The organism is Dolichospermum compactum NIES-806, from assembly GCF_002368115.1.
Taxonomy (GTDB): domain Bacteria; phylum Cyanobacteriota; class Cyanobacteriia; order Cyanobacteriales; family Nostocaceae; genus Dolichospermum; species Dolichospermum compactum.
In genome coordinates this window covers 847,406-866,133 of record NZ_AP018316.1, presented here as the reverse complement: position 1 = coordinate 866,133, position 18,728 = coordinate 847,406, and the positions used below count along the sequence as shown (strand labels likewise).

The following is an 18,728-nucleotide window of genomic DNA, read 5'->3' as shown; positions in this document are numbered from 1 at the left end:
TAACAATTTCTTTATAAGTTTTTCCCCCAGTTTAGCATAGGAGAATATATACCTAAATAAATCTTATGCTTAGGATTGATTTGATTAACAACGGTTTCCTTTGTCTCCCCGATGATTTAAAATAAGGTATTAGACGTACTGTTAAATCAATGACTGAAATTCAATTGGCTAAAACAGGTCTTGACAATCGAGATCAGTACCTCTGGTTAGAGGAGACAATCCTAAAACTCAAGGCGCGAGATTTTCACGATTTGGATGTGGAACATTTAATTGAGGAGATGGAAATCTTGGCGAGTAGGGATAGGGCTGAGATTGAAAGCCGCCTAATTGTGCTATGGGTGCATTTATTAAAACGGATTTATGTTAGTAGTGAATATGATAATCGTGGCTGGGAAGTGACAATTCGAGAACAACGTCGTCAATTAAGAATTCTTCTTAAACAATCCCCTAGTCTGAAGCGATATTTTACAGCAGTATTAGATCAATCTTGGGAAGAGGCACTGATGGAAGTTAGGGAAGATTATCCTAGTTTTCAGTTTCCTGATGTGTGGGAGTTTAGTCTGAATGTTGATGCGCTTTTGAGTGAGAAGTTTTGGAATTTTGCTTGATTTTATGGTGTTGTTTTGTCATAAAATGTAGCCAATTTCTAGGGAAAATAACGATAAAACTCCCGACGATGTAGAACGCGCATTACTTCTATAATATCTCCATTAACTTCTATGCCAATACGATAATCACCAATACGAATACGATAGCGACCAGTGTAACCTCGCATGGCTTTAATATCAGGAATCTCCTCTAACAAGTTAATTTTTTCTAGAGTTGTAAATGCAAGTTCGTAGATGCGTTGGTATGATGTCGAACTCTTCAATTGTTTCAGGTCTTTCAAAAAAGCCTGACGGTATTGGACTTCCAAGATAATTATTCCTCAAGATAGGCTAAGGCTTTGGCTCGATTTAGCAATGGGGTATTCACAGATTCATTCATAGCTTTGTTCATACAATAGTCTTCTACTGCTTCAGCAAGTTCATCCAAAGAAGCATTTTCTGTAGGTAGTAATTGTCTCCAAATGTCAATAGGAATTACCACTGCAATAGTATTTCCTTCTGTGTTGGTAAGATATTCAAGATTTAGCATTTGTTACTCCAAAATTCATTATACAAGGTTGGGTTTTAGTTTGTGGTGTTGGGTTTTATAAACCTAAACTAATTTTATCTCTATACTTCCCTATTTTTCCAATTGACGATAATGACAGCCTCATATCCCCAGTCGTTTTCAAAAGACTTATCAAAATTATCAGGTAAAGGTTGAATGGGATTCGAGTGTCTGATAAATATCTACAATTATAGGAATTGGATGACCATGTATATCTATTTTAAAATCTGCTAAACCCTCATCTTCAGTTGCAGTAAGTTGAAATACTTTTTTACTTAAAAACCAAGCTCCGAAAGAAAGTTCCGTCATTAAACTTGAAAAAGCATCTGTTTTTTCTTTCTTTAACTGAGATGCTATACTCTGTCTGACTTTTGGATCACCATAGTTTGCAAAATCTCCTAGAGAAAAATTTGCAGTATTCCCTCCACTAACTTTGGCAAAAATATAGTTATCAAGCAATATAGAAGTAAGTTTAGGTAAAATATCAGTATTTTCAGGTAATTTAATAACTCCACCTTGTTCAATCATTTGTTGACAAATTTGATATCTCTTTATTGCTCGATGACTTGAGTTGCTTTGGTAGAGTTTTAGCCAATATTCTTCATCGAAAAGTTCTTGAATCAAAATTTGTTGAGCAGTAAAATGCTGAACAGAATCTAACATATTATAAAATTGCACCATATATTTAGTATTCCTATTGGATAGAATTGCAGGCTAGGTTAGTTAATTATTTACATCTGAATTTTTTAGGCTGGGAATTACCCAGCCTAATTTTTTAGAAGTTGCTAAAGTTGGCAATTGCTTCTGTGATTTTATTCACAACTTCATCTACAGTTATGACTCCCAATTCCCCAGAAGCACGGGTACGGATACTCAAGCTGTTGGCTTCTACTTCCTTCGCACCAACCACCGCCATGACAGGTATTTTATCCTTTTCGGCGTTGCGAATCAACTTACCAAGGCGATCGCCACTCAAATCTACTTCTGCCCGAATACCCAACGCAACCATCCTCGCTGCCACTTTTTTGGTAAAATATAACTGAAGATCACCAACAGGTAATAACCTGATTTGCACCGGTGCTAACCACAAGGGAAAATCACCCGCGTACTCTTCAATCAAAATCCCAATTAATCTTTCCAAAGAACCAAACGGTGCGCGGTGAAGCATTACCGGACGTTTACGCGAACCGTCTTCAGCTACATATTCTAAATCAAACCGTTCAGGTAAATTATAATCTACCTGCACAGTTCCCAATTGCCATTCTCGTTCCAAAGCATCACTGAAGATAAAATCTAGCTTAGGTCCATAGAAAGCCGCTTCCCCAATGCCTTCAAAATGCTCCATTCCCAATTGTTGCACAGCGCGACGAATCGCCCCTTCCGCTTTATCCCAAGCTTCATCAGAACCGATATACTTATCACTGGCTGGGTCACGAAAACTCAATCTAGCTTTAAAATTCTTTAATTGCAGACTTTTGAAAACGCTCAAAATCAAATCTACAACATCGAGAAATTCACTGTCTAACTGTTGAGGAGTCACAAATAAATGAGAATCATCAACCGTAAAACCGCGCACCCTGGTTAAACCACCCAATTCTCCCGACTGTTCATAACGATAAACTGTACCAAATTCCGCCAAACGCATCGGTAATTCCCGATAAGAGCGTAATTCACTTTTGTATATTTGTATATGGAAAGGACAGTTCATCGGTTTCATAACAAAACCCTGTTCTATGGCTCTTGCTTCCTCATCTTCAGCCATTAAAGGAAACATATCTTCTTTGTATTTCTGCCAGTGTCCAGATGTTTTAAATAAATCAACTCTAGCGATGTGGGGAGTAACAACAGGTAAATAACCCCGTTTTAATTGTTCTTTTTTGAGGAAGTCTTCTAAAATCGTTCTTAACAAAGTTCCTTTCGGAGTCCACAAGGGTAAACCAGGACCAACTAAATCGGAAAAGATAAACAATCCTAGTTCTTTCCCTAGTTTACGATGATCACGGCGTAAAGCTTCTTCTTTGCGGCGTTTGTACTCAGTTAATTGTTCGGGAGTTTCCCAAGCTGTAGCATAAATACGCTGCAATTGGGCTTTATTTTCATCTCCCCGCCAATAAGCACCAGCAACACTTTCTAGTTCTATAGCTTTGGGATTAATTTCGCTGGTATTTTCCAAATGGGGACCCGCGCACAAATCCCACCATTGATCTCCCAAATGGTAAATCGTGATAGGTTCTTGTTTAATGTCAGCCAGAATTTCTAGCTTATAAGGTTCTTTAATAGCTTCAATGCGGCGTTGTGCTTCTTCTCGGCTGACTTCTTCCCGAATTAACGGCAATTTGCGATTAATAATCTTCACCATTTCTTTTTGAATGGTTTTCAAATCCTTATCACTAAAGGGTTCTGGACTATCAAAGTCATAATAAAACCCATTCTCAATCCAAGGACCAATTGTGACTTGCGCTTTGGGAAACAGCTTTTGTACTGCCATTGCCATGATATGAGAAGCTGTATGGCGAATCTTTTTTAAAGTTTCTGATTCGCTGGTCCGGGGTAAATAGATTTTTTCGACGGCTGGGGTTTCTTGATTTGGCGACATTGGCTGTTAAACTTTTGGCGAAGTGTTAAAAATAAACTTGACAAAAAATATCTTTACAAAATAAATAATAGTCCACTGGCTATGGTTTCTCCTAATTTAGCTCAATCACAGACTGCTGCTAAAAGCCATACAAGACAAAATTAAATTCCATCGAGTTGTCAGGGAATAGGGAACGGGTCATTGGTCATTGGTCATTGGTCATTGGTGAAAACTATTCTTCCTCCTGAACTCCTGACTCCTGATTTCCTCCTTTAGAGGTATCAACACTTACTCCTAAGGAGCTTTACAAAGCTATTGCCAAATTTATATAATCGTGCCTTAGATACCAAGTTACAGAGTTTTTTGTGTGGGAAGTTATAAACTGATTGTTAAGAATCGTAAATGACGTTAATATAAAAAAAGAATTAGGAAATATGCTTCTCATATATGGGGGACTCGAATTTACCAAGTGCTGATTTACTGAAATCAGTCTTAGAACCGCTGTTAGAAGATTTTCAATATTGGTTTGAGCGATATCGTCAAATCCTGGAAAATGAGAAAATCCAATTCATGAGTGAACAAGAGCAACTAAACTTACTAAAACGAGTCAAAGATGCACAATGTGAACTGAACACAGCAAGAATGTTGTTTACAGCAACTGAAAACCAAGTGGGAATTGATATGCCAACTGTAATACCTTGGCATCAATTGGTTACAGAATGTTGGAGTGTAGGAATGCGTTTAGGTCAATCCAAGGAATCATAAATCCCTGGCAAAATCTAAATGAGGTGGAAATTGTAAAGATATTAGACAATTCTTAACATTGTTTTCATAAAAAAATAATGTGTCTCATGTTACCTTAATCTAAATATAAGGATTGCATCACATAACATAGGCGCACAAGTAAGGAATTTTACATTCTTTTTTACCGCGAAGCATTTATTTGCGGAGTTTTAAGTTTTACGAAATAACATTTTAACCTGTACTGTTCTGGAGGAAAAGTCAATGCTACATCTACTTTATATTTTAGCTTTCACCGTTTTGGCATTTATGGCTGTCGGTAATTTAATTCGGAATCTGATCATGTTCAGTTTCGATAGAGAACGGACATATCAAGCTAACCAATCATCAAAAGGTGGCTTTGGTTATTATACAGCTAGAAAGCAGTATGTTTCCCATCCCGAATTGTTAGACAGCGCAGGTAACATGATTAAAGAACCACTGTTAGTCATGCGGTCAATTAATCTTGAGGATGCACGGGAACAGTTAGATGCCCTTTATGAATCCTCTCCTAGTCAAACAAGCGATCGCTCAGAAGGAGCATAATTTATCATTATCAATATTCGGAATTATGTAGGGGCAACCCCCCGTGGTTGCCCAGTTACCCAGTGTCTATTGTAAAACCTGAAAAAGTATTCGAGTTGTCGAATCTCCAATTCCTAATTTTCTAATTTACATTCCAAGGCTTTTTTTTGCATTGTTTTGAAAATATTGTAAAAACCATTAGCGCGGGAAGGAGTCAAACTCACATTTAAGCCAGTTTCTTGAATAAAATCAGGAGTAAGCTGGACTATTTCTGTAGGTGTTGATCCATTTAATCCTTCTATTAATAATGCTAACAATCCCTTCGTTAACTGGGAATCAGAATCACCCTGAAACATGACTTTATCATCTTCTAATGATGCCGTAACATACACCTGGGAAACACAACCTGGAACTTTATTTTCGGGAATTTTCCCATTTTCAGGGAACTCTTTTAGCTTTTGAGCATACCATATCAACTGCTCATAGCGTCGTTTAGGTTCTGTAGCGCGTTGAAAGCGGTGGACGATTTTATTCAGTGCCGGCGGTAAGGAATCAAGAGTTGAGGACATGATCAATCCAGGAAATAATTACCCTTATTTTAGCAATTACCAGCCATTCCAGATACCATCAAGACAGCGGCAAATATCAAAAATTGTGATTGAGTACAGCACTTGCTTCTATTAAGAAGTAAAAACAAATATTAAAACTTGCTACAAAGTAAGCAATTATATAGATTTTTATTACTCAATATTTGGATGATATTGTCAAGCATCCGAAAATATCAGGAGTAAACCAGATGTTGACTTCAAGCTTACTGGCTACAGCGACCACATCTCTAGAATGGAGTCCTAATGTTGGCATAATTATGATTATTGCCAATATTTTCGCCATTGCTGTTGGCAAGTTTACTATTGAGTATCCTAGTGCTAAACCAGAATTACCAGCACCTCAATTTTTCGGTGGTTTTGGGTTACCTGCGGTATTAGCAACCGCTTCCTTCGGGCATATTTTGGGAGCAGGTATCATTTTAGGACTACATAGTATTGGTAAAATCTAAGTTCTGCTGATTAAAAATTAGGGAGAGAAATATATTTTTCTTCTCCCTTTTTTATAATTTAGCTTTGCGATAGCGAAGCGCTCCGTAGGAATCGCTATCTGACTATTATTAGCCCTATAATGGTAATCTTGGTGTATTACAAAATGAAGTGCGGAATGTGGGATGTAAACTATCAAGTAAAGAAGTTATGAGTGCATTATCAAGAATACAAGAACTGCCATCTCAATTGATTACACCAGAAAATTTTCAACCTTATGGACAGGTAATATACGCAAGTAAAGATGGGAAAAATTTTGATCAAGAAGATGCACAGTTAAACTTACAAAATGGTATTCCCCGTTTTTATATTATGCGATTGCAAAAAAAAGGACGGAAATTTCACCAAATTACTCGTCATATCAAATGTACTCAATGTTTAGGTTCTTTGGATGGTAAAGACTGGTTAATGGCAGTTTGTCCACCTAATAATAATATGAATGAACCTGTATTATCAAAAATTGCGGCTTTTCGGATTCCAGGAAATTGTTTTATTAAATTAAGTGTGGGAACTTGGCACGCAGGACCATATTTTGATCATGAGTTTGTAGATTTTTACAATTTAGAATTGAGTGATACAAATGTAGTAGATCATTTTACTCATAATTTTCTCAAAAGTCATAATTTAGCTTTTGAGATGATTTAACTAATGTAGAGTGGGGAATATCCACAAGAACCTGGATATCTTGGATTAATGCCCACCCTAGCTAATATTGCGAATATTAAATATTGGTCATATATTGATCTATTTTCCATGAATTTTGAATAATTTTTTTGAGTGAAGTTTCCTTAACTAATTCGGCGGCTTGATTAACCTCTAACCATTTTCTTTCTCTGGCGGTAGCTTCTGGCCAATCTTCTAAGATTATTTCTACAGGTAGTAAAAATAAATTTACTTGATAGGTATTCCCGCGTTTTCGATATTTATAATTACCTAACTCTTCAGTTGTGACTCTACCGACAACTCCTGCTTCTTCCCATGCCTCTTTAGCTGCTGAATCATGGGGACTCATACCTTTACAAAGTCCCCCTTTAGGAATTACCCAACCTTGACGGCTACGAGTGGTAATCAATAAAACTTCAACTTTTCCGTCGTTGATTCGATAGGGAATAACTCCAGATTGTTGTAAGACTTTGTTGGCTTTGCGAGTCATGGTGGTAGATTCCTTCTGAATGAGTCTTTTTGATTTTAAATGTGTATTTGATGATAATGTGCCATTAAGGCAACTGTCAGAAAAATTAATCCAATTTCGGGTAATCTTTACTATAAATTCATTAATTTTTCACAAAAATCCGGAAGTATACTTTGCAGTATGATACTTACTTTTATGACTTCATCACCCAAAATACGTTAAAATTCAAGCAGAGTAAGCATTTATCACGTAAATATACCCATGCTAGAAACTCTGGAAACACGCATTTATGAACTTGAACAATTTGCCAACACCCTTGTTGCGAACCAACTCACCCACTTGAGTTTCGTCAGCATTGGCATTATTTTTCTGGCTGGCTTGCTGACCAGCCTCACGCCCTGTATGCTGTCTATGCTGCCCATTACCATTGGCTATATTGGTGGCTATGAAGCGAAAAGTCGTTTGCAAGCAGTAGCCCAATCAACTTGGTTTGCGCTGGGATTAGCAACTACATTAGCAGGGATGGGAATTGTAGCAGGTTTAGTTGGTAAAGTCTATGGACAGATAGGAATTGGTTTACCGATTATTGTCAGCATTATCGCTATTATTATGGGACTAAACTTATTAGAAGCATTACCCATACAATTTCCTTCTTTGAATGAAACAAATTGGATTTCTCAAGATTTACCTGCCGGAGTACGTTCATACTTGATTGGTTTAACATTTGGGTTAGTCGCTTCCCCTTGTAGCACACCAGTTTTAGCTAGTTTATTAGGTTGGGTTGCTAATACTCAAGATTTAGTTTTAGGTGCTGTTTTACTACTTTCTTACACAGCCGGATATGTAACTCCATTAATTCTAGCAGGTACATTTACTGCTGCAATTAAAAACTTATTAGAATTGCGCCGTTGGTCTGGTTGGATCAATCCTGTTAGTGGTGGGTTATTAGTAGGCTTTGGTGTTTTTTCTTTACTTTCTCGCATTCCTATTGGTAGTTTCTAAGCAATGACTTCAGATCAGACAACATCCACAGAATTAAGTTGGTGGTTAATCCCTGGACGATTTATCCGTCGGCAAATTTTACCTGTATTAACTGATTTACGGTTGGCAATTATCCTATTACTGGTTATTGCCTTATTTAGTGTTAGTGGTACAGTAATTGAACAGGGACAATTGCCTGATTTTTACCAATCTAATTATCCAGAACATCCTGCTTTATTTGGTTTTCTTTCTTGGAAAGTTATTCAAGTAGTTGGATTAGATCATGTATATAGAACTTGGTGGTTTTTGAGTTTATTAGTTTTATTTGGAACTAGTTTAACAGCTTGTACCTTTACTCGGCAATTACCAGCCCTCAAAGCTGCTCAAAAGTGGAAATATTACGAAGAACCTCGCAACTTTACAAAGTTAGCTTTGAGTGCTGAATTAGAGGGTGTTTGTTTGTCATCAGTTACGCCAATTTTGCAGCAAAAAAGTTATCGAATATTTCAAGAAACAAGTCAAGAAAAAGATGATATTCTCTACGCTCGTAAAGGTATAGTTGGGCGCATTGGTCCGATCATTGTTCACATTGGTATTGTTGCCATTTTGCTGGGAGGAATTTGGGGAGCAATGACGGGATTCATGGCTCAAGAAATGATTACTAGCGGCGATACATTCCAGGTAAAAAATATTGTTGATGCTGGTGCTTGGTCTTCTCAAGATGTGTTAAAAGATTGGTCTGTGCGTATCAATCGCTTTTGGATTGATTACACACCAACGGGGGGAATTAACCAATTTTATTCAGATATGTCTGTGTTGAATAATGATGGTCAAGAAGTTAACCATGAGAAAATTTATGTTAACAAACCTCTCCGTTATCATGGTGTCGTTTTCTATCAAACAGATTGGGGAATTTCTAATGTTCGGGTGAGATTAAATAAAAGTCCAATTTTTCAATTACCAATGGTACAATTAGACACCAAAGGTAGAGGGAGAATTTGGGGAACTTGGATTCCGACTAAACCTGATTTAAGTGAAGGTGTTTCCCTATTAGCCAAAGATTTACAAGGTATGGTATTGATTTATGATGCCCAAGGTAAATTAATTAATACTGTGCGTGCCGGAATGTCTATCCCTGTAAATGGGGTAAATTTACAAATTCTTGATATCATGGGTAGCACGGGTTTACAAATCAAATTTGATCCTGGTATTCCTATTGTTTATACAGGTTTTGGTTTGTTGATGTTAGGTGTAGTTATGAGTTATTTTTCCCATTCTCAAATTTGGGCTTTACAAAAAGGCAAAACTTTGTATATTGGGGGAAAAACTAACCGCGCTCAAGTTGCATTTGAACAAGAAATTTTGTCAATTTTAGAGCAAATTAGTTCTCTCAATAAAACAGAAAAAAGTGAATAGTTATGTAGGTTGGCTTGAGGCTTTGGAAAATCCAACAAAATCTGGAAAATGTTGGGTTTCATTCTATTGCTCCGCAACGCTAACGCGAACAAACCAACCTACAATTTTTTTACACTAAATTGCTCTTTATTCAATTAAACTGCGGTGAGAAGTTCTGACCGCATTTGTTCGATTAATTGATGTAAATTACCTGTATTCAACCGATAACTTAAAGGGTGAACAATTAAGCGGGCTGTACTTTCATACAAAGTCGCAATTTCAATTAAACCATTTTCTTTTAAAGTCTTTCCTGTGGAAACTATATCAACAATTGCTTCTGACATTCCGGTAATTGGACCTAATTCCACAGAACCGTATAAGGGGACAATTTCTATTGGTAAATCCAAACCTTGGAAATATTCTCGCGCACAATTTACATATTTAGAAGCAACTCGACCATGAGCAGGTAAATCTAAAGGAGATTTGTAGGAACTGGTAGCTTTTACAGCCACAGACATCCGACAATATCCAAATTTTAAATCTACTAATTGGGCAACTTGAGGCTGTTTTTCTCTAAGGACATCGTAGCCGACAATTCCCAATTGTGCTTGACCATATTCTACATAAACAGGTACATCTTGCGCTCGGACTAACAACGCTTTTGCTTGTCCACTGGCATCAGGAATTTGCAATTGGCGGTTGCCTGATTCTAAAAAAGCACTAAAATCTAATCCTACAGATTGTAATATGCGGAGACTAGGTTTAAGTAGTTCCCCTTTTGGTATTGCAACAGTTAACATTCTTTTTTTGGTATTCTTGATGTGTTTGCAGTTCACTATATTGAGAATATATCTATATTGCTCACTACTAACATAATGAAAATTTTATTGGTTGATGATGAAGTCGAACTGACTGACCCTTTAAGTCGTCTGTTAACTCGTGAAGGTTACAGTGTTGATGCTACTGATGATGGAATAAGTGGCAGTAATTTAGCGGCAATAGGCAGTTATGATTTACTGATTTTAGACTGGATGTTACCGGGAAAAACGGGGTTAGAGATTTGTCAGGAATTACGTCGGCAAGGGAAAATAGTTCCTGTGCTATTTCTAACGGCAAAAGATACTTTAGACGACAGAGTGCAAGGTTTGGACGCGGGTGCTGATGATTATTTAGTCAAACCTTTTGAATTACGGGAATTACTGGCAAGAGTCCGGGCTTTGTTACGTCGTAGTGGTACAGAATTTTATACTAGTACAAAAGGAAAGTTAGTTGTAGCCGATTTGGAACTTGATATAGAAAATCAAATAGCTTATCGTCACGGAAGAATCATAGAACTCTCTCAAAAAGAAAGTCAGTTGTTACAATACTTTATGGAAAATTCAGGACAATTACTGACTCATCCTCAAATTTTGCAGCATTTATGGCAAAATGAGGAACAACCTAATAGTAATGTGATTGCGGCTTTAATTCGTCTGTTGCGTCGCAAGGTAGAAGGAGTGGGTGAAACACCAATGATTCATACTGTTTATGGTAAAGGTTATCGGTTTGGCTCGACTGGAATTGAATAAGTTTACTGTAATATTTCTCATGAAATTAGTTTATTTATCAAGTAAATACAAATCTTAAATAAAATTTTTTATTCGGCAGGAATCAAATAATATGCGATTTTCTACTGATTTATTAAAACCTCAGTTAATCCAAGAGTACCAGAAAGTAGAGGCAGCTTTACAATCAGAACGAAAGGTAAATTATTGATCCAAGGAGAATTACCAATTACTAATTATCCTATCCAGAAATATGAACTACTAACTCTCTTATATTATTATGTTGACGATGTTCCCAAACATAGATTCCTTGCCATGTTCCTAATACCAAATGACCACGATTAATGGGTATTTGTTCGGAGGTATGGGTTAAAACTGTGCGGATATGTCCTGGCATATCGTCGGGTCCTTCAGCATCATGAATGTAATGGTTTCCTTCTGGGACTATTTTTGCCATGAAATTAGCTAAATCAACTAATACATCAGGATCAGCATTTTCTTGAATTACTAAACTAGCTGAGGTGTGACGTAAAAATAAACTACAAAGCCCAGTTTCTATACCAGACTCGGCAACAATAGCTTCAATTTTGGCGGTAATATTGTGAAATGATTTTCCATTGGTGGGAACTCTTAATAGTTTTTGGTAGTGGGTCATGGCTAGTTTAGATTAGTTTATATATTTGTCTCTAAATAATCTATCACAGCTTTGGCTATTGTTTCATTCCCATCTTTAGTGACAATGTTAGGTTGCTTTGGTGTTTGGGGTAACTGATAAAGAAAATCCCAATCTCCTTGAAAAAATTCTGGTGCTGTAAGAAGTTGATGGTGGTTGTAGTTAGCAATTCCGGCTAACATAAAAGCTGCTTCGGCAAAATCATCACGGGGAATAGTGACAACTGGTATTTCTAGACGGGTAGCTTCTGAAAATGTCCCATATCCAGGTTTAGAGATGATTCTTCTGCAAATCGGCATAAAATCTACAGGACGGTATTGACGATTTGTAACTTTAATTAAGTTAGGTAAATCTGGGGCTGAGGCATCGAAAGTGATAAATTGCCAGTCGGAAAATTTGCTGATATTAGTATAAGGAATTTCTTGCAAACCTAAGCCGCCAAATGTCATTAAGATAGTTTTTTCTAAGGATGTGGTTATTCCCCAATTAGTCCGTAATTCATCAATAGTAAAATGGGGAGAACCACCAGTTAAACCTACATCTGTAATGTTAGTAAATGCTGACATAGGTTCATGGAAAGGAAGACGAAATAGGCGATCGCATTTTCCATACCAATCACTAATCCAATCAGCCATTTCCGTAAATTCTCCCCCCCAATCTCGATAGATAAAATCCCAACCAAAGTTACTAATCATCCAGCAAGGAATATTCGTAGCTTCAGCAAATCCAGCCGACAGAAAAGGAATATCTGCTAAAATTAAATCAACACGATTTTGACGAATAAAGTTAACTTCTGAAGCAATTAAGGAGTGGTAATTTTTTTGAATTTCTCGCAGTTTTGCTAAAGTTGCTGGTTTATCCATTGTCAAACTATCAGCTTGAATCACACCTAAATCAAACGCCCGTTGACGTAAAATAAAATCACCTTCTATATAAGATTCCAGTAACCAGCGAGGTGCAGTGGTGACTAGAATTAATAATACTTCAGGATATAATTTTTGGATGGTGTTAGCGATGGAAGCTGTGCGGGTAGCATGACCAAAACCGTGATTTGTGATTGCTATGTATATAGTTGGTCGTTTCATGATTTAAAACAAGGTGAAGAATAGTATTAGGCGATTGGAAATCACTACTACACAAGCGAAGTCCGCCGTCGCGGACTAATCTAATTTAACCCACGCAGGTAGGTTTTGTCTGTTTAGCTGCGACTTCTAGTCGCCTTTTATAGCTGTTATTAATTTGTCAATTTCTAATTCTAAACTTAAGTAATGAACACTTATGCGAATGCAATTAGGATTGGCAATTGTGCGCGTTAAAATATTTTCCGACTCTAGAGATTGCACTAATTTATAACTAGGCTGATTAGTTAATTGAAAGGAAACTAATCCACTTTGTGGAGGTGAATTTTTTAAACATTTAACATTAGGTAAAGAGTTTAATTTTTGCCAGAGATAATTACTATTTTTGCAAATTTGCTCATATCTTTCCTGTGCCGTTCCCCATTGTTCATGAATTGTAATTGCTTCTTTTAAACCAATATACAATGAAGTTGGTAAAGTAGATACTTCATATCTGCGTCCATCTGGTTGCCAACCCGTCGGTTGGGCTTGATTATTAGTAATTACTCCATTTAAGCCAATAAAAGTAGGGGAGAGATTTTCCCTGGCTTCAGGACGCACATATAAACCACCCACACCAGCGGGACCACATAACCATTTGTGACCAGTAAAGGCATAAAAATCTACACCCAAAGCAGTTAAATCCAAAGGGAGAACGCCCACTGATTGAGCCGCATCTATCAATAACAGAGAATTATTGCTTTTGCATACTTGTACAATTTTATAAATGGGTAGGACTTGACCTGTATTCCATAGGACATGACTTAAAACTACTAAGCGGGTTTTGGGACGGAGGTTTTCAGCAATAATACTAATGGGATTCCCCTCATTTAAAGTAGCCATTAAGGGACAGGTAGTAACCTCTATGGCAAATCTGCGGGCAATTTCTTGGGCGGTGGCAATGACTCCAGGGTGTTCACAGTCAGAAAGGAGAAGATGATCACCGGGTTGCCAATCAATGCCCCACATCGCAATGTTACAACCGACTGTGACATTACCAGTGAGAGTTATTGTATCAGATAGTACATTTAGTATAGAGGCGATCGCCTCCCGACTGGCTTGTATTTGCGGTGCAATCCAAGCATAAGCATCACTCCCAAAAGGCCCTATACTTTGAATATGTGCTTGAGATTGGGTAATGGCATCCATAGCCCTTTGCGGCATTGGACCTTGTCCTCCGTAGTTAAAATAAAGCTTATTACTTAAAGCGGGAAATTGTGACCGATGGTGATGCAGGTTATTCATAAAATAGGTTTGCGGTTTTTTATCTAATCTATTGATATATACTTTTATCAACAATTAATCAACATTAACTTTTACGTCAAAAACTATGAATTGGTGGCAACGACTCAACAAAAACCCTTTAGCACGAACTGGGGCAATTGTCCTCTTATGTTTCTATTTAGCAGTAATTGGTGCTGATTTCATCGCTCCTTATAACCCTTATGATTCACAAACCAATGGTTCACTACTCCCACCCACTCAAATTCATTGGGTGTCTCAATCAGGGCAGTTTATTGGACCCCACGTATATCCTACAACACAAGGCGATACTAACTTAGAAACCGGGGAAAGAAAAATAATTATAGACCAGACAAAACCTTCACCATTAAGATTATTTGTGACTGGACCTAAATATCAATTATTCAACTTGACTATTTCCCTCCCACCAAAATGGCAGGAAGTCACAATTATTCCTGGTATTTCTTTAAATTGGCATTTGTTTGGGGTTATTGGTGACGCAAAATTGAATATTTTGGGAACAGATGAACAAGGACGCGACCAATTTAGTCGGCTGTTGCATGGTGGTCGCATTAGTATGTTTATTGGTATTTTTGGGATTATCATTACCTATCCATTGGCTTTGCTTATTGGTGGTATTTCCGGCTATTTTGGCGGAATAATTGATAGTATCATCATGCGTTTAGCAGAAGTATTGATGACCTTTCCGAGTATTTATTTATTAGTAGCACTATCAGGGATTTTGAGTCCAAAATTAACCAGCACTCAGCGATTTTTATTAATTATTTTGATTACTTCTGTAATTAGTTGGGCAGGTTTAGCGAGGATAATTCGCGGACAGGTATTATCAATCAAAGAACTCGAATTTGTGCAAGCAGCAAAGGTAATGGGTGGTAATCCCATTTATATTATTGTTCGTCATGTTTTACCACAAACTGCAACTTACATCATTATTTCTGCTACTTTAACAATTCCTAGTTTTATTGGAGCAGAAGCAGTATTAAGTTTAATTGGTTTAGGTATTCAACAACCTGATCCTTCTTGGGGAAATATGCTTTCTTTAGCTAGTAATGCTTCTATTTTGGTATTACAACCTTGGCTAATTTTACCGCCGGCAATTCTGATTATTATCACCGTTTTGTCATTCAATGTATTAGGTGATGGTTTGAGAGATGCTCTTGATCCTCGCAGTTTGCAAAGGTAGTTAGTTAGATTCCCGATTTTTGAAGAAGTTGGGAATCTGTGTTCAATTTAATTTACAACCTTATCCAATGGTTTTCAATTATGTCTAGACTTTTAGTAACCCCATACCAAGCGGAAGTAGAAAAAATTATTCAATGCAGTATATAATATTATTAATAACTTATGCAGTTCTATTTTCTATCTACCTCCAATCAAACGATCAAATTGAAGACCTTTCGGAGAGCTAATTTTTAGCATCTTTTCTGGACTATCATGAGTAAGCGTTTGTTTCTCACGCGTTGGTCTCTTATGAATGTTGATATTTCTGATAGTGACGAAGCGATAAACATAACTGTCAAGGAATGTCGATTGCGCCCAAAACTCTTTGCCAATTTTCTGACAATAGGTGGCAAAACACTTTGCACCCTTAAGTTGCTCAATAATTTTCTTCTCTGTGCTTGTCTCTGTTTTCATCTTCATCTCAATACAGAGAATTACCTTTTTTGTGCCAGTATCGGCGATGATGACAAAATCGGCACGCTTACACTCACCTTTTGAGCCAATAAACACTGTATCTGGTGACTTAAATTTATCTGCCTTGATAATAATAACATCATTATTATGGGGCATTTTATGAATTGTTACACAACAGTCGGGAAGATCAGGCTCTATAAGCGTAACTATATTTTTGCCATTTTTCTCTTCTAATGGAACTGTAGCATCTTCCTTAATCATTTTTTTGAGGATAGCAATATCAGACATTACTCCTCACCCCAAACAATTGCTTCCTGAATCCGATTCATTGTTTCAATGGTTATATCAAAACTGCGGGCTTCAATACCCAATTCTGGGCTGATGTCGGCTGGTATCAGAGTTTGTCCTTTAGTTCTTTTTGTCTTTCCCCCCACTGTTGTTACTGTTGTATATGCTTCTTCTGCAATGTAGACTTTGATTTTTTCCGAAGAAATTAGTTCTTCTAAAGGATAACCTTCTTGTTCAGCAATTCGTTTGAGATGAGGTTTATCATGATTGAGCATGATCAGGGTGTTCAGTTCTTTAATAATGTAATCACTGTGGGTAGTGATAAAAACCTTAATCCCCAAGTTAACCAGTCGAGCAAAAAGTCGTGCAACTCGACGCTGATTTTCAGGGTGTAGATTTAGTTCAGGTTCATCTACCATTAGTAAATCGCCAAGTTTAGCTTCATGTCTTAAGTAAAATCCGATGTCTAGCAAAGAACGCACGGCACTAGAACTTTCATCCATAGAAAGCTTAACTCGTTTACCCTTTGGCTGGTAATAAAGCTCATCGTTGCGGGTAACGGTGTACTCACCGCCGATAATGTCAGCGAAATCTGCCAGTACATCAGGATGATTTTCAGCAACAAAACTACTTTTTTTGACAATACTTTCAAGTTGCCGGATAAAATCTACATTTGTTTTTATTGGCAGGGCATAATCTCCATAATCTTTAAGTAGAAGTTCCATTCGATCAATATTTTGTCCACCCTGACCTATTTCTTCAAATAAGCGATTGCGGTCAAAATTCAAGTCTTTACGAAAAATGGCTGCACCTGTTCGTTCGCTACTGGCGATGAAAGGACGAGGGAAAAGCGGATCGAAAATAATATCTTTGAGAGCGTCGCCAATAATGCGCTTAAGAATTTCGGTGGGTATTTTTACTTTCTCTTTCTCAATAAGCAAAGTTGCAACTAATTCTGTGCTTTCTTCACTTTTAGTAATAGAGAACAGTGATACTTCACCAGAGCCAATTTCCAGATCAAATTTCTTTGATAAACGTATATTTTCTATGTTTAGGCTTACTTGAAATTCTGATTCCTTAAATCGTTCAGCCGATGCTGCAAAAATCTTCGGTAATTCCTGGGTATATGCCTGACAACCTTGAGTCACAATCTGCTCAACCTGATTAACATATTCCTGTATATCAAGACGAAGTACACCGTCAGCAAGGAGTTGCTCAATCTTGTCGTCGTTGATTTTAATCGAAAACATCTTGCGCCAAGTATATAAAAAGCCAAACAGCGCGTAAGTGGCGTAAGTCTTCCCCGTATTGTTGTATCCACAAATGAGTGTCAGTTCACCAAGTGAAAATTCTGCCTGTTTTAAAGCGCCAAGATTTTTGATTTTAATTTTCATTAGTAAATTTGGTATACATAAGTTTTTGATTTCAAGTTATTATATAATGCAGAGCCTTTAGTGGGCATTCCCCGTCGGAGACTGGGAACGAGTTATCAAATTCTATCAGGAAGTAGACTTGCGTCAACCCAACCTACTTAATATCTAATTCTTGGATCTACATAGGCATTGAGAATATCAATTAAAATACTTGCACTCACCACAATTGCCCCAAAAAATACTAACACACCCTGAACGGTAGGATAATCTCTGTCAGAAATGGCTTGATATAAACGATTTGCTAAACCTGGCCAGGAAAATGTGACTTCTGTTAAAATTGCTCCACCTAATAAGGAAGCAAATGTTAGTCCTAAGACCGTAATTACAGGAATTAAGGCATTCTTTAAAGCATGGGAGACTAAAATCTTATTTTCAGGAATTCCTCGCGCTCTAGCCGCTTCTACATAATCAGCTTTTAAGGTTTGTTTTAAATTAACTCTGACAATGCGTTCAAAAATGCCACTTAACAAAATTCCTAAAGTTAAACTTGGTAAAGCTAAATGATGTAAAGATGTGAAAAATTGACTTAAATTCCCACTTAATAAGCTATCAATTGTATATAAACCAGTAATATTTGTAGGTGCAGGAAGATTGGGTGGAAACCGATTGGAATTAGGAAACCAACCCAATTGAACTGAGAAAACTAATTGTAATAACATACCCGCCCAAAACATTGGTAGTGCGTAGGTAATAATCCCAAATAAACGCCCACCAATATCAAAACCAGTTCCCGGACGAGAGGCGGAAATAGTTCCCACTAAAACGCCGACAATCAGCGCCACAGCCATACTCGCAAATGCTAATTCTACTGTGGCTGGAAAATATTGACTAATTATTTCACCTATATTTTGCCCGCGACTGGTTAAGGAAGTTCCTAAATCAAAGCGTAGTAAATTACCTAAATAATTGAGATATTGTAACCAAATTGGTAAGTCTAAACCAAGTTGTTTTCTTAATTCTTCTTTGGCACTTTCTGGCGCTCTTCCTCCCAGAATTGCATCTGCTGGATCTCCTGGGGTGGCTCTAAGTAAAATAAAGACAATGGTGATAATAGTTAATAGTTGCAGTGGCGCAAATAGTAACCGGGAAACAATGTAATACTGTAATGCTTTAGAACGGGACATATTTTATGAGGAG

General features: G+C 37.2%; 22 protein-coding genes. 9 read left to right on the top strand and 13 right to left on the bottom strand.

Annotated elements, in window-relative coordinates; all coding sequences use genetic code 11:
- The first annotated feature begins 149 nt into the window (after window positions 1-149).
- Window positions 150-608, top strand: a complete 459-nt coding sequence (locus tag CA730_RS04080; RefSeq protein WP_096664316.1) for a DUF29 domain-containing protein — start codon at window positions 150-152, stop codon at window positions 606-608.
- A 38-nt stretch (window positions 609-646) separates the two neighbouring features.
- On the opposite strand, the gene CA730_RS04075 is transcribed toward CA730_RS04080, so the two are convergent.
- The 4 genes from CA730_RS04075 to thrS all read right to left on the bottom strand — a co-directional run bounded on the left by CA730_RS04075 (window position 647) and on the right by thrS (window position 3,751).
- Entirely contained in the window at window positions 647-916 is a 270-nt protein-coding gene (locus tag CA730_RS04075) for a type II toxin-antitoxin system RelE family toxin (protein ID WP_096664312.1), read from the bottom strand.
- A gap of 5 nt (window positions 917-921) precedes the next feature.
- A complete protein-coding gene (locus CA730_RS04070; RefSeq protein ID WP_096664309.1) occupies window positions 922-1,137 on the bottom strand; it encodes a hypothetical protein in 216 nt (71 codons plus the stop codon).
- A 159-nt stretch (window positions 1,138-1,296) separates the two neighbouring features.
- On the bottom strand, window positions 1,297-1,836 hold the full coding sequence (locus CA730_RS04065) for a hypothetical protein (protein ID WP_096664306.1): 540 nt from the start codon (window positions 1,834-1,836) through the stop codon (window positions 1,297-1,299).
- A 94-nt stretch (window positions 1,837-1,930) separates the two neighbouring features.
- A complete protein-coding gene (gene thrS, locus CA730_RS04060) occupies window positions 1,931-3,751 on the bottom strand; it encodes a threonine--tRNA ligase (protein ID WP_096664303.1) in 1,821 nt (606 codons plus the stop codon).
- Between the two features lie 426 nt (window positions 3,752-4,177).
- On the opposite strand from thrS, the gene CA730_RS04055 reads away from it, so the two are divergent.
- Window positions 4,178-4,495, top strand: a complete 318-nt coding sequence (locus tag CA730_RS04055) for a DUF2605 domain-containing protein (protein ID WP_096664300.1) — start codon at window positions 4,178-4,180, stop codon at window positions 4,493-4,495.
- A gap of 240 nt (window positions 4,496-4,735) precedes the next feature.
- Window positions 4,736-5,056: a DUF2973 domain-containing protein gene (locus CA730_RS04050; RefSeq protein WP_096664297.1), complete on the top strand. Its 321-nt coding sequence runs from the start codon at window positions 4,736-4,738 to the stop codon at window positions 5,054-5,056.
- A gap of 113 nt (window positions 5,057-5,169) precedes the next feature.
- On the opposite strand, the gene CA730_RS04045 is transcribed toward CA730_RS04050, so the two are convergent.
- Complete coding sequence (locus CA730_RS04045; RefSeq protein WP_096664293.1) at window positions 5,170-5,604, bottom strand: SufE family protein; 435 nt, start codon at window positions 5,602-5,604, stop codon at window positions 5,170-5,172.
- A gap of 227 nt (window positions 5,605-5,831) precedes the next feature.
- Here CA730_RS04045 and psaK point away from each other — a divergent pair, with 227 nt between their 5' ends.
- Together psaK and CA730_RS04035 are read left to right on the top strand one after the other, a co-directional pair.
- Complete coding sequence (psaK, locus tag CA730_RS04040) at window positions 5,832-6,092, top strand: photosystem I reaction center subunit PsaK (RefSeq protein ID WP_096664290.1); 261 nt, start codon at window positions 5,832-5,834, stop codon at window positions 6,090-6,092.
- A gap of 187 nt (window positions 6,093-6,279) precedes the next feature.
- On the top strand, window positions 6,280-6,774 hold the full coding sequence (locus CA730_RS04035) for an ureidoglycolate lyase (protein WP_096664287.1): 495 nt from the start codon (window positions 6,280-6,282) through the stop codon (window positions 6,772-6,774).
- Window positions 6,775-6,850: 76 nt separating this feature from the next.
- Here the strand turns inward: CA730_RS04035 and CA730_RS04030 are convergent, their stop codons facing one another.
- Entirely contained in the window at window positions 6,851-7,282 is a 432-nt protein-coding gene (locus tag CA730_RS04030) for an NUDIX hydrolase (RefSeq protein ID WP_096664284.1), read from the bottom strand.
- 240 nt (window positions 7,283-7,522) lie between these two features.
- On the opposite strand from CA730_RS04030, the gene CA730_RS04025 reads away from it, so the two are divergent.
- Both CA730_RS04025 and CA730_RS04020 read left to right on the top strand, forming a co-directional pair.
- Window positions 7,523-8,263 (top strand): cytochrome c biogenesis protein CcdA, encoded by a 741-nt coding sequence (locus CA730_RS04025; protein WP_096664281.1) that lies wholly within the window; start codon window positions 7,523-7,525, stop codon window positions 8,261-8,263.
- Between the two features lie 3 nt (window positions 8,264-8,266).
- On the top strand, window positions 8,267-9,658 hold the full coding sequence (locus CA730_RS04020) for a cytochrome c biogenesis protein (protein ID WP_096664278.1): 1,392 nt from the start codon (window positions 8,267-8,269) through the stop codon (window positions 9,656-9,658).
- A 134-nt stretch (window positions 9,659-9,792) separates the two neighbouring features.
- Here the strand turns inward: CA730_RS04020 and hisG are convergent, their stop codons facing one another.
- Window positions 9,793-10,437: an ATP phosphoribosyltransferase gene (hisG, locus tag CA730_RS04015; RefSeq protein WP_096664275.1), complete on the bottom strand. Its 645-nt coding sequence runs from the start codon at window positions 10,435-10,437 to the stop codon at window positions 9,793-9,795.
- A 75-nt stretch (window positions 10,438-10,512) separates the two neighbouring features.
- Between hisG and rppA the strand changes: the two genes are divergently transcribed.
- Window positions 10,513-11,205 (top strand): two-component system response regulator RppA, encoded by a 693-nt coding sequence (rppA, locus tag CA730_RS04010; RefSeq protein ID WP_096664273.1) that lies wholly within the window; start codon window positions 10,513-10,515, stop codon window positions 11,203-11,205.
- A 217-nt stretch (window positions 11,206-11,422) separates the two neighbouring features.
- Here rppA and CA730_RS04005 read toward each other — a convergent pair whose 3' ends face one another.
- The 3 genes from CA730_RS04005 to CA730_RS03995 form a co-directional block, all read right to left on the bottom strand.
- The gene (locus CA730_RS04005) at window positions 11,423-11,836 is read right to left on the bottom strand and encodes a secondary thiamine-phosphate synthase enzyme YjbQ (RefSeq protein ID WP_096664270.1); all 414 of its coding nucleotides are present in this window, start codon (window positions 11,834-11,836) and stop codon (window positions 11,423-11,425) included.
- Window positions 11,837-11,853: 17 nt separating this feature from the next.
- A complete protein-coding gene (locus CA730_RS04000; RefSeq protein ID WP_096664268.1) occupies window positions 11,854-12,939 on the bottom strand; it encodes a glycosyl transferase in 1,086 nt (361 codons plus the stop codon).
- Between the two features lie 126 nt (window positions 12,940-13,065).
- Window positions 13,066-14,217 (bottom strand): aminotransferase class V-fold PLP-dependent enzyme, encoded by a 1,152-nt coding sequence (locus tag CA730_RS03995; protein ID WP_096664265.1) that lies wholly within the window; start codon window positions 14,215-14,217, stop codon window positions 13,066-13,068.
- 85 nt (window positions 14,218-14,302) lie between these two features.
- Here CA730_RS03995 and CA730_RS03990 point away from each other — a divergent pair, with 85 nt between their 5' ends.
- Window positions 14,303-15,418, top strand: a complete 1,116-nt coding sequence (locus CA730_RS03990) for an ABC transporter permease (protein WP_096664262.1) — start codon at window positions 14,303-14,305, stop codon at window positions 15,416-15,418.
- A 176-nt stretch (window positions 15,419-15,594) separates the two neighbouring features.
- On the opposite strand, the gene CA730_RS03985 is transcribed toward CA730_RS03990, so the two are convergent.
- From CA730_RS03985 to CA730_RS03975, 3 genes are all read right to left on the bottom strand, one after another.
- Window positions 15,595-16,158 carry a hypothetical protein gene (locus tag CA730_RS03985; RefSeq protein WP_096664259.1) on the bottom strand — a complete coding sequence of 188 codons (564 nt, stop codon included), beginning with the start codon at window positions 16,156-16,158 and terminating at the stop codon, window positions 15,595-15,597.
- Window positions 16,158-17,552 carry an AAA family ATPase gene (locus tag CA730_RS03980; RefSeq protein ID WP_096664256.1) on the bottom strand — a complete coding sequence of 465 codons (1,395 nt, stop codon included), beginning with the start codon at window positions 17,550-17,552 and terminating at the stop codon, window positions 16,158-16,160. Before CA730_RS03980 ends, CA730_RS03985 begins: the two co-directional genes overlap by 1 nt.
- Window positions 17,553-17,689: 137 nt before the next feature.
- Complete coding sequence (locus CA730_RS03975; protein ID WP_096664253.1) at window positions 17,690-18,715, bottom strand: ABC transporter permease; 1,026 nt, start codon at window positions 18,713-18,715, stop codon at window positions 17,690-17,692.
- Between the last annotated feature and the right edge of the window lie 13 nt (window positions 18,716-18,728).